Here is a 13,042-nt window from a genome sequence, read left to right as displayed (position 1 = left end):
TCGTCGCGTCGCCCCGAGGGGCTGCGTCTCGGGAGGCGATGGTGCTGGAAGAATTCAAGAAGTTCGCGCTGCGCGGCAATGTCGTCGATCTGGCGGTGGGCGTCATCATCGGCGCCGCCTTCGGTGCCATCGTGACCTCGGCCGTCCAGGACGTGTTCATGCCGATCATCGGCGCGGCCACCGGGGGACTCGATTTCTCGAACTATTACATCTCGCTCTCGTCGAGCGTGCAGAAGGGCGCGGCCTATGCCGACGCCAAGAAACAGGGCGCGGTGATCGGCTACGGCCAGTTCATCACCGTGGCGCTCAATTTCATGATCGTCGCCTTCGTGCTGTTCCTCGTCATCCGGTCGATGAACAAGCTCCAGAAGCAGGAAGAGACGAAACCCGCTCCCGAGACGCCGGCCGACGTGAAGCTGCTCGGCGAAATCCGCGACATCCTCGCGGCAAAGCCGAATCTGTAACGGCGGAGCGAGCGTTGCCGACCCGCCCTCGATCTTCGTGCCGACGGCGGGTCAGAAGCAGTAGCCGATGCCGCCGCCGACGATCACCGTGTTCACCTCGACCGTGGCGCCGATGCCGGCCTTTCCCAGAGTGTAACGCGGAAGGCAGATCTTCTTGACCTCGGCATTGGCGTACCGATTGCCGCCGAGATGATGGTCGAACCCGGCCTGGAGCAGCAGGCCGGCGATCGGGTCGACGCTGAAAGCGGTCACGAGGCCGCCGGCGGGCTCCGTCCGGAGGGGGAGGGGCAGGCTGAACCCCAAGCCGGCATAGGGCTTGAGCGGCCGGCCGGAGAAGGCGTGATACTGGATCGCGGCTGAGGCGCCGAAGCTCCGGATCGCCCCGGTGGGGATGTCTCCCGCCAGCGATCCCTTGGTCACCGGCTTGGTCCGAATGATGCCGGCCTGCCCAGCGACGGCGAGATTGCCGGTGAGGAAATAGGTGACGTCCGCGTCGGGCAGGATCATCGTGGGCAACCCGGCCGTCGCCCCGATCAGGTCGATCCGAGACCGTTCGTCGACCGCGACCATGCCGATGATGCGGGCTCGCACCAGGACATCGCCTGCGGCAAAGCCCTCCCTCGGCGCAAGCGGCGCGCCGACGGGGAGGATGTCCTCCGCCCCCAGGCAGACCGACGTGGCCATCGCCAGGGCAAGGGCCGCCAGACCCAGTCGATCGGCGGCCACGCCCCATACCGTTCCATGCCGTGCCTCGGGACGAGGACGCGTCCTCCATGACGGTGCGGAGATCGGTCGGTCGCGTCCGCCGATGGTCGCGTCGCAAGGGGGACGGTCCTTATCATCAGATCAGTTTATCCAGCCGAACAATCAACATTCCCCACTGATCTATGGAGGGAATGACGGGTCGCTGCCAATTCGTCCATCAACCGAGCGATAATCTGAATTTGCTATCGAATATCCGTGGATATGGTTGTGGCGCGCGCAATTTTGGCTTGGTTTTTCCCGATGTGTTAAGAATTTCGCCGCAACCTCAGTTCGGTATAGAGTGTCGATGATATGAGTAGTGTTATTTGACAGTATTCATCCATTGAGCGCGCCTGTGTTTTAGAAAAGGCGATGCGCGGTCGTCGTGTCGCCGCGCCCATCGCGAATCGCATGCTCTTCGATGGCGGAAGCGCCGTCGCTCGCGCCGTCATCGATGTCTCGTAAGAGGTCGGAACCGTGGCTCTCGACATCAATACGCTTCAGTTTGCGACGTTGTCGTCGCGCGGTGCCTATCTGGCCGTGTTCATCGTGGTCGTGCTGAGGCAGCGCCACGAGACCTATCTCTGGCATTGGATCGCCTCGATCCTCGCGTCGGTCCTCACCTCCCTGTTCATGATGAGCGGACCCGTCGACGGGTGGATGCCGCTGTCACGGGGGCTGGTGACCTATTGCGGCTTCGGGGCGAGCCTGGCCCTGGCATGGAGCGGGCTGCGGCTCTTCTATCGTCGGCCGGTCGCGTCCTCGCACCTCCTGCTTCTGGCTGGCCTGCCAGGCATCCTGTATTCCGGAGCATTGCTGGTCGGCCTGTCGCCGCGGATCGCCCTGGCGCTCGTCTTCGCGCCCTGCCTTCTGATCGCGGTTCTGGCAGTCTACGAATGTCTTTGGACGCGCGCCGGCGATCATCTCTGGTCGCAATACATCATCGTCGCCGCGATGATCTTCTATTCCTTGAGCTTTGCGGCATCGCTGGTGATTCTCGTCGCGACGGATCTGCCGATGCGGGACGAGGCGGCTGCCCGGATCGCCCTCGCGGTCGATCTGGTGGCCGGTATCCTGGTCCATTTCGCGTTTCTCGCCATGTCGGGAGAACGCGCCAGCCTACGCCTCAGCCGCCTCGCCCAGACCGACCCGCTGACGGGCCTCGCCAATCGTCGGGGGTTGATCGCGACGATGAACAAGGCGTGGGAGTCGAAGCGGGACGGCAAGAGGGTCGGAATCATCATGGCCGATATCGATCACTTCAAGTCCATCAACGACCGCTTCGGGCATCCGGGCGGCGATGACGTCCTGATCGTCTTCGCCGAACTCTTCGCCGGCACGCTGCGGCGGGAGGACATCGCCGTGCGCTGGGGTGGCAAGGAGTTCCTGGCCGTCCTGCCCGACATCGGGTTGGAGCAGACCTTGGCCATTGCCGAACGCCTGCGCCTCGCGACCGCGTCCCACCACTTCCAGATCGCGGGTCGGATCGTGAAGGTCACGGCGAGTATCGGCGTCGCGATGGTGGAGCTGAACGAGGTCGATATCGAACCCGCGACGCGCAGGGCCGATGCCGCCCACTATGCGGCCAAGTCCCAGGGGCGGAACCGGGTCTGCCAGAGCAGTCCGGGGCGGGAGGCCGGAGGACGGGACGGCGTCGACAGCGCTGCCGTCGCCGGCGAGCCACTCATCGCCTGACGATCCTCGCGTCGCGTGTTGCCGCGCGTCCGGCCGTCGATGGGCGACGCAGCATCGCACTGCGGGGAGCCTGCGGCCCGTGAAGCCCGATCTTTCAGAGTGCGGAGCCAGCCGGACGGGACGGGGCCTCCTTGAGGTCGTCGAGCAGCCCGTCCAGTGCTTGCTCGACGGCGACGGTGCCCTCCTCATGGGTCTTCAGCCGGGTCTCCAGGCGGCGGAGCTGAGGTGCGAATTCTTCCGGCACGGCGGGTTCGCCGAGGAATCGTGGCGCATCGTCGTGCGTGGCGAAGACGGACCGCAACTGCTGACCGAGATGATCGCGCACGGGCTCCGGGAGCCCGGTATCGATCTCGATCGCGTCCGGTTTGCCGGGAGGCGATCTATCAGTCTCGAAGATCGGATCGTTCGCCATGACGGATGTCTCCTTCGCTCGAGATCAATAACGACCCAAACAGAACAAGTGTTGCGCGTTTGGACACGCAAATGTTGGTCGACGCTGCGACACTCGGATATTTCGCGCGTCTTCCCCGGTGTGACATGAGAAAGCCCCCGGCGCCATCGCGCCGGGGGCTTCCATTGGATATTTAAGTCCGACGGTGTCGAAGATTAGTCGATGACCTCGACGATGCGACGGCTGCGATCGACCAGCACCGGACGATCGTTGACGATGGTGTAGCGCGCGCCGCGGGCGTTGTACTCGGACGGGACCTCGTAATAGGTCACGCCGCTACCGGGCAGAGTGGCGCCGACGCGAACGTCGCCATCGTAATTGTAGGAGCTGTGACGCTCGCGGGTGACGTACTGGCGGAAGCGCGGACGGTCGTCGACGCCGAGGATGCCACCGACGGTTCCGGTCGCAGCGCCGACAGCACCACCGACGATGGCACCGACCGGACCCGCCGCATCGGCGCCGTCCTGCGCGCCGCGCTCGGCGCCGCGCACGAGGCCCTGTGCCTGTGCGGCGAGGGGAAGGGAAAGGGCGATCGCCGAAGCGGCGAGAAGGGTCTTGATATTCATGATCGAGGTCTCCGTATCCGATGGCCCGCGAGCGTTGGCGCTCAGCTGGGGTTCGGGGCAGTAACGCCCGATCTCCGGAAAGGGATGCCTCAAAAATCGATTTTGCCAGAATCTCCCGGCATCACCTGCTGATCGGGGGATGACGTTCCCGCTCTGGTCGGAGCCGGAAAACAGCTGTCTCGACAGCCAATTCCTCGGCACGTCGACTAGGGCATCCGGTGCGGCGGGATGCCCTTGTCGAACCTGTCAGGTGTCCTTCGGCATGGCCGACTGGATCAGCCTGTCCGAACTGAGATCCTCCTCGTCATAGCCGAGAAGTTCGGCGAGACGACCACGGGCCCGGCTCACGCGGCTCTTCACGGTGCCGACCTTGCAGCCCATGATCGTGGCGGCCTCCTCGTAGGAGACACCCTCGGCGCCCACGAGAACCAGGGCCTCGCGCTGGTCGGGCGGCAGCTTGGCGAGCGCCGTCTGCAGATCCTCGACGTCGAGACGGTCGCCCTGGTGCGGCGCCGTCGCGAGGCGCGCGGCATAGGAACCGTCCTGGTCCTCGACCTCGCGCACGCGCTTGCGGTGATCGGAGTAGAAGATGTTGCGCAGGATCGTGAACAGCCAGGCGTTCAGGTTCGTGCCCGGCTGGAACCGCGCGCGATGCTGCCAGCCCTTCAGCAGGGTGTCCTGCACCAGGTCGTCGGAGCGGGCGGGGTTGCTGGTGAGCGAGAGCGCGAAGGCGCGCAGCGACGGCACCGCCGCGAGCAGGCCGTTGCGGAATTCGGGCTCCACCTGCTCGCCGCGCGCCTTCAGGGCGGCTTCCAGCTTCTCGATCAATTCGGCGAAGCGCGTCGCCGGCTCGTCCGCGCCGAGGCGGTCATAGACGGTGCGGAGATGGTCGCCGAGATGGGAACGGATGGTCGCGGTCAGGTTCGGCCGCGCGTCGCCGTCCGTCTGGATCGAGCGGTCGGTGCTGGTTTCAAGGACGTCGCGTGTCATGGCTCGTCGTATTCTGATCGTTGGGCAGGAAATCGTCCGGATAGAACCGGCCGTATCGGATCGGTCCGCCTGACGTCGATGGCGGGGCCGTAGCATGTCCCGAGGTTGTAGCGCATCCCGCACGGTCACGCATCCCGCCAAGCCGCGCATAAGCTGGGGCGGCGTTCGCATCCACATGCGACGGATGGCACCGGGGGCGACGATATCCTAGCCAGATCGTGTGGCAGGGCAGCCTGTGCCGGTGCAGCAGGCCGCCTACATACCCGTGCCGCGCCAATGCGAGGAGATCGCCCATGGATCGTCGTGGTTTTACCGCGGGCATGGCGGTTGCGGTCTTGACCGGTTCCGCTTCATCCGGTCCTGCTTTGGCCGAAGACAGGGCGCCGTCCTCCGGGCCGCCTGTCCGGATCGCCATGCTGATGTTTCCGGGCATGACCGCGCTCGATCTCGTCGGGCCGCAGGCGATCCTGGCGGGTCTGGCGGGCGACCGGCTCCACCTCGTCGCCCGTCAGGTGGGACCGGTGCCGAGCGACACGGGCCTGAGCCTCGTCGCCGACACGAGCTTCGATGCCTGTCCGCGCGACATCGACGTGCTCTTCGTGCCGGGCGGCGATGCGACGCCCGGCCAGATGCGCGACGAGGCGACGCTCGCCTTCCTGCGCGACCGGGCGGCGCACGCATCCTGGGTCACCAGCGTCTGCACCGGTTCCCTCGTCCTCGGCGCTGCCGGGCTTCTCGACGGCTATCGCGCCACCTCACATTGGTCGGTGCGCGAGACCGTGCTGCCCCGTCTCGGCGCCATCCCGGTGAACCGACGCGTCGTGGTGGACCGCAACCGGATCACGGCGGCGGGGATCTCCGCCGGCCTGGATTTCGCACTCGTCCTCGCCGCCCGCCTGCGCGGAGAGGAGTATGCCAGGACGAGCCAGCTCGTCGCCGAATATGCGCCGGAGCCGCCCTTCTCCGCCGGGACGCCGGATTCCGCCGGACCGGACATCACCGCTCGCGCCGCCGCCATCCTGAAGGATCTTGCCGATGGCTCGCTGGCGGCCGCCATGCCTCATCGGAACCGTTGACGGCCGCCGCCTCCGGAATCGTCGCGGCGGACCGGTTGTCGTCGGCCGTCAGAGGCCGCGTTATTTCGCCGGAACCGCGATGAAACGCCAAGGTTAAGCCCCTGGCGAGAAAGCTGCATGGTCGCGATGCCGCTGAACGTCGGACTTCCACGCTCCGACCAATAAGGACTTCCCTCCATGGCTGCAGGCCTCGCAGGCGATCTCACCCGGACGAAATCCCTCGAGCGACTGAATTCCGATGCCGAGGAGGGCGAGCACAAGCTCGAGCGCACCCTCGGTCCCTGGAGCCTCGTCGCCCTCGGCATCGGCGCCGTGATCGGCGCCGGCCTGTTCTCGCTCACCGGCATCGCGGCGGCCGAGCATGCCGGCCCCGCCGTCATCATCTCTTTCGCCATCGCGTCGATCGCCTGCGCCTTCGCCGGCATGTGCTATAGCGAGCTCGCAGGCATGATCCCGGTGGCGGGCTCGGCCTATACCTACGCCTACGCCACCATGGGCGAGTTCGTGGCCTGGATCATCGGCTGGGATCTCGTGCTCGAATATGCGGTCGGCGCCGCCACCGTCTCGGTGAGCTGGTCCAGCTACGTCACCCGCTTCCTGCGCGATACGCTCGGCATCAACCTTCCGCCGAGCCTCGTCCATTCCCCGTTCGAGACCTACACGCTGGCGGACGGCGCCACCGCGCACGGCCTCGTCAACCTGCCCGCCATCCTCATCATCATCGGCGCCTCCGCCCTCCTGATGATCGGCATCCGCGAATCCGCGCGCGTCAACGCCGTGGTCGTGGCGATCAAGCTCGCCGTGGTCGCGGTCGTGGTGGGCGTTGGCCTGTTCTACATCAAGGCACAGAACTACGTGCCGTTCATCCCCGAGAACACCGGCACTTTCGGCGAATACGGCTGGAGTGGGATCATGCGCGGCGCCGGCGTGGTGTTCTTCGCCTATGTCGGGTTCGACGCGGTCTCGACCGCGGCGCAGGAAGCGAAGAACCCTCAGCGCAACATGATGATCGGCATCCTCGGGTCGCTGGCGATCTGCACGGTCATCTACATCGCCTTTGCCGGCGTGCTCACCGGCCTCGTCCATTACGATGCCATGAGGGGGGATGCCGCGCCGGTGAACACGGCCATCGCCCAGACGCCGTTCCTGTGGCTGAAGAGCCTCGTGACGCTGGGCGTCATCGCCGGCTTCTCCACCGTGATCCTGGTCCTGCTCCTGGGCCAGAGCCGGGTGTTCTACTCGATGAGCCAGGACAGGCTGCTGCCGGGCTTCTTCTCCAAGATCCACCCGACCTGGAAGACGCCCTATCGCTCGAACCTGTTCTTCATGGTGTTCACGAGCGCGCTCGGCGGCTTCCTGCCGATCAGCCAGCTCGGCCACATGACCAGCATCGGCACCCTGCTCGCGTTCATGCTGGTCTGCGCCGGCGTCATCATCCTGCGCCGGACCCAGCCCGATGCACGGCGCGATTACCGGACGCCGCTGGTTCCGCTGGTGCCGATCCTCGGCATCCTCAGCTGCTTTGCGATGATGGTCTCGCTCGACGGCCAGACCTGGCTGCGCCTCGTGGCGTGGCTCGCCGTCGGCCTCGTCATCTACTTCGCCTGGAGCCGCCGCAACAGCCGCCTCGGACGTGAGGAGGCCGCCTGACGCGGGTGTGTTTCAGGCCGTCTTGATCAGGGATAGCAGGGGGAAGTCGCAGGTGGCTTCCCCCGTATCCTCACCGACGACGACGACCTGCCGCTCGCGCGCGATGAAGGCCGTCGGCATCTCGGACTGCATTTCCGCCTCGACCGCGCGCAGCATCGCGTCACTATGGGAGGGGTGCAGGTGAATGATCGCCAGCGCCTTGGCACCGGCGGCCTTCGCCAGTTCGACGCCCTTCTGCCAGGTGGAATGACCCCAGCCGCAGCAGCGCGGATACTCGGATTCGGTGAACATGCCGTCATAGACGAGGAGGTCGGCGCCTTCCACGAAACGGCGCAGGGCCTCGTCCGGCCACGGGTCGGAATGTTCGATGTCGCTGATGATGCAGAGCCGCTTGCCGTCATGATCGAAGCGATAGCCGACCGATCCCTGCGGATGGTTCAGCAGGATCGTATCGACATGCGACCCATCGGCGAAATCGAGCGGTTCCCCGGCCTTGAAGCCGTGATGGGCCAGCGTGCAGGGAAGGATATCGAGGGTCACCGGGAAGAGCGGCGGCGAGAACAGCCGGTCGAGCGTGGCCTTGGCGCTGTCCCCGTCCAGGTTGCCGCAATAGGTGTTGATCGTCCGCTCGGGGTTGAACACGACCGGTTTGAAGAACGGCAGGCCGGCGGTGTGGTCGAGATGGAGATGGCTGAAAAGAAGATCGATCTCCTTCGGCATCGCCTCACGATGATGCATGCCGCAGGCATTCAGGCCCGAGCCGGCATCGACGACGAACAGGCGCGTGCCGCAGCGGATCTCCAGGCATGGGGTATTGCCGCCGAACTCGACGTAATCCGGCCCGCTGACGGGCGTGGAACCGCGGACGCCCCAGAAGCGTAGGGACAGACCGTCCTCGGTCGGAGGCGTGTGCGTCATGGTCATCGTTCGACTACCGATTGCCCGATCCGTGTCAGATCCGGTGCCTTTCGGCGCACCGATGCGATCCATTCCTCGCGAGAACGGTCACAGGTAGGTTGCCAGGATCAAAGAGGGGTTGACCATCAGGTAGTCAGCCGCTTTGCACATCGATGTGCGGACACGCACACGGCTTGGAAGCCCCGAATTCATGCGAAGGGCGGTCGAACGCGACGTCATTGCTACGCCGCGCCCGGTCTCGACCCTGGCCCGGCGGAGATGATGTCGAGACCCCAAAAACTCTCCTCCGCCCCCGATTCCTGCCCCCGATCTCAGGCGCCGAGACGGACCGGGAAGGGGAACGCCGCCCGGAGAGGCTTCGTGTCGATGGGGGACGGCGGCAGGACGCATTTGCGCGATTCCAGCCATGTCAGGTCGGTGAATCTCGGCGGCACGCCCAGGGCGGCATCGTCGAGGCCGACCGACAGCTTGTAATCCCGCATCTTGAAGGAATCCCCGGCCGTTTCCGGTTCGCCCGTCACGCGGAGCGACTGGCAGGGAACACCGTAGGCGTGGGACACGATCAGGCCGTGGAGCGAGGTCGACACGATCTCCTCGCAGCTCATGATATCCCTGATCACGCCCTCGATGTCGTCGAAGGTCACCGAGCGGAGCGAGATGATCTTGATGTGATCCGCCCCGATCTTCTCGATGGCGGCACGGATCATCGCTTCCTGCAGGACATGCGGGATGATGCCGATCTTGTGGGTCTTGGGCACGTCCGGCGCGTAGAGTTCCGGCAGCAGGACGGCGGGGTCGCCGTAGATTTCGGGGCATGTTCCGCCGGATGCGATGACCGCGTCACGCGAGAGCGGGCCGCGGACGGCCGTGTAGATCGCGGTCGGGCAGAGCGGATCGGTGCTGCGCGGCATGCCCGCTCCCCAGACGCGCGTCCCGTCACGGGCGAACTTGGCGATGCTGCCGATGCAGAGACCTTCCGCCTGCTTGGAATTGACCCAACGCGGCATCACGCCGAAGGCGTGCCAGAGAACGTAAGGTGTCAGGATGTCGCCGAAATTGCCGGGATAGGGGCTGCGCATCCACCACATTTTGGGGCGGTACTTTTCATCCAGACCGGCCTCGTTCGCCATGTCGTCGAACGTGCGCAGGGAGCGGAAGGCGGAGACGAAGGCTCCCCATTTCTGTGCCGATTCGGCGATGAGGTCGTTCTCCAGCGTGATGAACGCGTCCCTGTTCCCCTTCTTGAGGTGAGTGAGAAACGCCTTCGCCGCGACCTTCTTGTCGTGGTCGTCCTGCTTCTCGTGGTCGTCCTGGCCCTCAACCTCTTCGTGGTCCGACACGCGATTCTCCAAGCTTGTTCACCACCGGCGTTTCACCTGCGCTTATCGTCTCCGAGGCCGCAAGAGTCGAGCCGTCCACAGGCGCTCGGCGAGAGCGCTGCCCAAGGCGCTGCCATGGCCGCCGCCGTGCCGGATGGATGTCGCGCCGCCCAACCCCGCCATCAATGCCGTCGACGGAGTGGGATTTCGGCATCGATGGCGGGTATGGTTCGATAAGATAGAATAAATCTAACTCAAGACTATCGATATAGACCGCGCTCGGCGATTTATACTCTTTCCAATCTTGGACAATACGCTTGATTGATCGGTCTGCTTCCTCTTTTATGCCAATTCATGACGGATTGCGAAACGAGGAGGCCGGCCATGATGGAACGGATGCTGGAAATGATCCGCGGTTATGCCCGACTGGCATGGTGGGATGGCTGTGCCGTCGACATGCGCCTGCACCGCATCTCCGATTTCGTCGACTTCCTGACTGCCGCGAGGGAGCCGGGGCTGATGCCCGAACCCGTTCCGATCGCAAAAGGAGAGATCGCGTGAGCACCGTCCGTTCGACCCGTCCCTGCATCGAGCCGCCCAAGGAGGGAAGCGAGTTGGACGAAGCGCTCCGGCGAGCCTTCTGGAACAGCCTGAACCGCAATCCCCTTCCTGCACTCCAGGCGCTGGCGGTGGCCGCGCGCACCATTGGCGCCTTGTATCGCCAGGTCGCCCAGGCCCATGAAGGCGCGAGTGGCTGCGATTGCGGCTGGGAGCCCGATCCCGACAGCGATCTCATCGTCCTCGAAGCCAATCTGGCTGCGGCCCTGCTGAAGCCGCCCGAATCCGACCTCGCCCATATGGCGACGCTCGGACGCGCGTGACGGCGGCGGGACCGTCCCGCTCCCCGCATCCTCGTCCGCGCGAAGGATTGGTTAACTCGCTCCCGCCCATGATCGGTGCGAACCTGCAGGGTGGGGGTGAGCATGGACGCGATCTACCGGGGTATCGAAACGTCGCTGCTGGGGCTGACCCTGGCCCTGGGCATCGCGGCCCTCGCCCTCCCATCCCTGGCGCCCCGCATCCTCGGCACCCCGGAACTCGCGGTGACCCTGCCGATGCTCAGCGTCACCGCCACGCGCTGATCCCGAGGCCGATCGGGTCCGCTCCGGACGAGACCGTCGGAGCCACGAAAGTGTGGTTTCACACGATGGGCTGTGCATGCCGGTTCTCCGGGTGCGTTGCGTCATCGCGGTGCAACCGTTTGGCCCCCACGTGACTTTACAGACCAAGCGCCGCTGTTGGTGCGACGACTTGGGTCTGAAGAAGCGCCCCGGTAAACGGTGCGCGGGTAAGGTTGCGATGACGAAACGATCCGGTCTGTCCACCGCGATGGGTGTTGTGCTCATCCTCGGTGTCTCTTCCCTCGCCGCTCAGGCGATGCCGGGGACCGAGACGTCCCCCACGAACGGCGCTCATCGGGACGCCGAACTCGGCAAGGTCGCCCTCACTGTCGAGGCCGAGGACGACGCGCTCGCCTGCACCAAGTCGCGCAAGCGCATGTTCGTCGACGGCGAGGGCTGGATCGTCCGCCGCGTCACCACCTGCCGCTGAACGTCTCGGGTTGCCGGGACCGCGTCTAAGCAATCTACGCCTCTGGCGCCCGACCGGCTTTCGGAACGACGGTTGTCCTCGCATGGTTCACGCTTCGTGAATCTGCATGCCATGAGGCTCGAATGTCGTTGACGAAGAGATGGTCAAACCTCGGTTACGCGTCGTGCGTCGGATGCGTCCTGGCACTCGGCCTCGCATCCGCGCAGACGGCCGACGCGCAGACCGTCTCGACATCCGGCTACGGACACGATCCGGTCTCCACCCGACACTACGACGAGAGCTATGCCGGCCCGCTCATTCGCGGCGACTATATCGGCGCACCGCTGACCCGATTCCCACGGCCCACCGAGCTGGTTCCGAGCGCCTGGGGTTACGGCACCTACGGCGTTCCCACCGTGACCGGCATTCGCCCCGCGTCCGTCGGAACCCCGACCGTTTACGTGATCGACACGCCACCGCGCGTCGCGCGCCAGGTTCGCGCCAGCGGGCCCCGCATCGTCTCTCGCGGACGGCGCGTTCCGATGTCGAAGGCCGATACCGGGCCGACATCCGGCATGACGCCCATGGCCGCTTCGACCCAGGGCGGGGCGAAGGTGGTCACGGTGAGCGTCGGGCGTACCGCCTCGCGCTGAACCGGTCCGTCAGTACTGCGCGCGCATCACCGGGTCGGAGACCAGCTTGATCGGCTTTCCACGGCCCATCATGATCGCCGCCCGAGACTGTTCCGGGTCGGCCTCGAACCGCGTCCGCAGCCATGAGACGAGGAATTTGAGGTATTCCGACCCGATCAGCCTCGCCGTGCCGGGGTGACGCCACCAGCGGTCGGCGTCGAAGCCTTCCGCGATGACGGGATGGGGCAAAACGCGATCCTTGCCCATGAGGGCGTGGTCGAGCTCCACCAGGGTCCGGGGCATGTGATAGTTCGAGGTCACCACGGCAACGGTGCTGAACCGGTGCTGGCGCATCCAGCGTCGCGTCTCGATGGCGTTGCCGATCGTGTTGCGGGCTCGGTAATCGAGGTCGACGCAGCATTCGATCCAGTGGCGTTGGCTCGGGTTGAGCCGGGCGATCTCGTCGCGGCTCGTCCGCTCGTTGACGCCGGTGATCAGCAGGCGCCGGCCGTAGCCGCCCGCGAGGAGGTCGATCGCGTCGCCGATGCGCTGGGCTCCGCCCGTCAGAGCGACGATCCCGTCGGCCCGGCCATCGAGGGTGCGTTCGTCGCGGGCGATCGATCCGGCGAAGACCAGGAAGCCGGCGACCAGCGCCAGGGCGGCGACCGTACCGAGGCCGAGGGCGATATGACCGAGACGCCGAAGGGTTGGAGACATCACCATCGCGATCCGAGCGGTAGGCACCGACGATCCTGCCCGACCTTGCGGCCAGACCCAACCGAACGCCTCCAGGGGGCGAGTGGTGCCGTATCCTGACATCCGCGTGGCCATCCTCCGAAGGTAGTGCCGAATGCGGCTTCCGCGAGGCGATCTTTCCTCCCCCAAGGGTTTACGAATGGTTAACACGTTTCCGAGGCGAGAAATCGGTGCGTGCGCCAGATCACGCA

At 65.6% G+C, this 13,042-nt stretch carries 16 protein-coding genes; 9 read left to right on the top strand and 7 right to left on the bottom strand.

Annotated elements, in window-relative coordinates:
* Window positions 1-41: 41 nt before the first annotated feature.
* Window positions 42-464, top strand: coding sequence for a large conductance mechanosensitive channel protein MscL (gene mscL, locus A3OK_RS0116140; RefSeq protein ID WP_026597326.1), 423 nt, complete (start codon window positions 42-44; stop codon window positions 462-464).
* 51 nt (window positions 465-515) lie between these two features.
* Here mscL and A3OK_RS22925 read toward each other — a convergent pair whose 3' ends face one another.
* Window positions 516-1,190: an OmpW family outer membrane protein gene (locus A3OK_RS22925; RefSeq protein ID WP_019905932.1), complete on the bottom strand. Its 675-nt coding sequence runs from the start codon at window positions 1,188-1,190 to the stop codon at window positions 516-518.
* 495 nt (window positions 1,191-1,685) lie between these two features.
* Here A3OK_RS22925 and A3OK_RS22920 point away from each other — a divergent pair, with 495 nt between their 5' ends.
* A complete protein-coding gene (locus A3OK_RS22920) occupies window positions 1,686-2,903 on the top strand; it encodes a GGDEF domain-containing protein (RefSeq protein ID WP_019905930.1) in 1,218 nt (405 codons plus the stop codon).
* A gap of 94 nt (window positions 2,904-2,997) precedes the next feature.
* Here the strand turns inward: A3OK_RS22920 and A3OK_RS22915 are convergent, their stop codons facing one another.
* The 3 genes from A3OK_RS22915 to A3OK_RS0116110 all read right to left on the bottom strand — a co-directional run bounded on the left by A3OK_RS22915 (window position 2,998) and on the right by A3OK_RS0116110 (window position 4,910).
* Window positions 2,998-3,315, bottom strand: coding sequence for a hypothetical protein (locus A3OK_RS22915; protein ID WP_019905929.1), 318 nt, complete (start codon window positions 3,313-3,315; stop codon window positions 2,998-3,000).
* A 194-nt stretch (window positions 3,316-3,509) separates the two neighbouring features.
* The gene (locus tag A3OK_RS0116115; protein ID WP_019905928.1) at window positions 3,510-3,920 is read right to left on the bottom strand and encodes a DUF1236 domain-containing protein; all 411 of its coding nucleotides are present in this window, start codon (window positions 3,918-3,920) and stop codon (window positions 3,510-3,512) included.
* Between the two features lie 246 nt (window positions 3,921-4,166).
* Window positions 4,167-4,910: a sigma-70 family RNA polymerase sigma factor gene (locus A3OK_RS0116110; protein ID WP_019905927.1), complete on the bottom strand. Its 744-nt coding sequence runs from the start codon at window positions 4,908-4,910 to the stop codon at window positions 4,167-4,169.
* A 413-nt stretch (window positions 4,911-5,323) separates the two neighbouring features.
* Here A3OK_RS0116110 and A3OK_RS0116105 point away from each other — a divergent pair, with 413 nt between their 5' ends.
* Window positions 5,324-5,986, top strand: coding sequence for a DJ-1/PfpI family protein (locus A3OK_RS0116105; protein ID WP_019905926.1), 663 nt, complete (start codon window positions 5,324-5,326; stop codon window positions 5,984-5,986).
* 177 nt (window positions 5,987-6,163) lie between these two features.
* Window positions 6,164-7,636 carry an amino acid permease gene (locus A3OK_RS0116100; protein WP_019905925.1) on the top strand — a complete coding sequence of 491 codons (1,473 nt, stop codon included), beginning with the start codon at window positions 6,164-6,166 and terminating at the stop codon, window positions 7,634-7,636.
* 12 nt (window positions 7,637-7,648) lie between these two features.
* On the opposite strand, the gene A3OK_RS0116095 is transcribed toward A3OK_RS0116100, so the two are convergent.
* Window positions 7,649-8,560: an MBL fold metallo-hydrolase gene (locus A3OK_RS0116095; protein ID WP_019905924.1), complete on the bottom strand. Its 912-nt coding sequence runs from the start codon at window positions 8,558-8,560 to the stop codon at window positions 7,649-7,651.
* Between the two features lie 305 nt (window positions 8,561-8,865).
* Window positions 8,866-9,894, bottom strand: a complete 1,029-nt coding sequence (locus A3OK_RS0116090) for a polysaccharide pyruvyl transferase family protein (protein ID WP_051093026.1) — start codon at window positions 9,892-9,894, stop codon at window positions 8,866-8,868.
* 363 nt (window positions 9,895-10,257) lie between these two features.
* Between A3OK_RS0116090 and A3OK_RS24090 the strand changes: the two genes are divergently transcribed.
* From A3OK_RS24090 to A3OK_RS24640, 5 genes are all read left to right on the top strand, one after another.
* Window positions 10,258-10,434 (top strand): hypothetical protein, encoded by a 177-nt coding sequence (locus tag A3OK_RS24090; protein WP_019905922.1) that lies wholly within the window; start codon window positions 10,258-10,260, stop codon window positions 10,432-10,434.
* Entirely contained in the window at window positions 10,431-10,754 is a 324-nt protein-coding gene (locus A3OK_RS0116080; RefSeq protein ID WP_019905921.1) for a hypothetical protein, read from the top strand. The genes A3OK_RS24090 and A3OK_RS0116080 overlap by 4 nt, the downstream gene beginning before the upstream one ends.
* Before the next feature lie 102 nt (window positions 10,755-10,856).
* Window positions 10,857-11,015: a hypothetical protein gene (locus A3OK_RS24375; protein ID WP_019905920.1), complete on the top strand. Its 159-nt coding sequence runs from the start codon at window positions 10,857-10,859 to the stop codon at window positions 11,013-11,015.
* A 217-nt stretch (window positions 11,016-11,232) separates the two neighbouring features.
* Window positions 11,233-11,484: a hypothetical protein gene (locus tag A3OK_RS0116070; protein WP_155912048.1), complete on the top strand. Its 252-nt coding sequence runs from the start codon at window positions 11,233-11,235 to the stop codon at window positions 11,482-11,484.
* 122 nt (window positions 11,485-11,606) lie between these two features.
* Complete coding sequence (locus tag A3OK_RS24640) at window positions 11,607-12,116, top strand: hypothetical protein (RefSeq protein WP_019905918.1); 510 nt, start codon at window positions 11,607-11,609, stop codon at window positions 12,114-12,116.
* Between the two features lie 9 nt (window positions 12,117-12,125).
* Here the strand turns inward: A3OK_RS24640 and A3OK_RS0116060 are convergent, their stop codons facing one another.
* Window positions 12,126-12,812: a YdcF family protein gene (locus A3OK_RS0116060; protein WP_155912047.1), complete on the bottom strand. Its 687-nt coding sequence runs from the start codon at window positions 12,810-12,812 to the stop codon at window positions 12,126-12,128.
* Window positions 12,813-13,042: the final 230 nt, after the last annotated feature.

The organism is Methylobacterium sp. 77 (assembly GCF_000372825.1).
Lineage (GTDB): Bacteria > Pseudomonadota > Alphaproteobacteria > Rhizobiales > Beijerinckiaceae > Methylobacterium.
The sequence above is the reverse complement of the archived record's forward strand: the minus strand, read 5'-3'. Positions and strand labels throughout refer to the sequence as shown.

Coding starts and splice junctions, on each gene's coding strand:
- A3OK_RS0116110 (WP_019905927.1), bottom strand. CDS start 4,910: ATGACACGCGACGTCCTTGAAACCAGCACCGACCGCTCGATCCAGACG.
- A3OK_RS0116100 (WP_019905925.1), top strand. CDS start 6,164: ATGGCTGCAGGCCTCGCAGGCGATCTCACCCGGACGAAATCCCTCGAG.
- A3OK_RS0116095 (WP_019905924.1), bottom strand. CDS start 8,560: ATGACCATGACGCACACGCCTCCGACCGAGGACGGTCTGTCCCTACGC.
- A3OK_RS24375 (WP_019905920.1), top strand. CDS start 10,857: ATGGACGCGATCTACCGGGGTATCGAAACGTCGCTGCTGGGGCTGACC.
- A3OK_RS24090 (WP_019905922.1), top strand. CDS start 10,258: ATGATGGAACGGATGCTGGAAATGATCCGCGGTTATGCCCGACTGGCA.
- A3OK_RS0116070 (WP_155912048.1), top strand. CDS start 11,233: ATGACGAAACGATCCGGTCTGTCCACCGCGATGGGTGTTGTGCTCATC.
- A3OK_RS0116115 (WP_019905928.1), bottom strand. CDS start 3,920: ATGAATATCAAGACCCTTCTCGCCGCTTCGGCGATCGCCCTTTCCCTT.
- A3OK_RS0116060 (WP_155912047.1), bottom strand. CDS start 12,812: ATGTCTCCAACCCTTCGGCGTCTCGGTCATATCGCCCTCGGCCTCGGT.
- A3OK_RS22915 (WP_019905929.1), bottom strand. CDS start 3,315: ATGGCGAACGATCCGATCTTCGAGACTGATAGATCGCCTCCCGGCAAA.
- A3OK_RS24640 (WP_019905918.1), top strand. CDS start 11,607: ATGTCGTTGACGAAGAGATGGTCAAACCTCGGTTACGCGTCGTGCGTC.
- A3OK_RS0116105 (WP_019905926.1), top strand. CDS start 5,324: ATGCTGATGTTTCCGGGCATGACCGCGCTCGATCTCGTCGGGCCGCAG.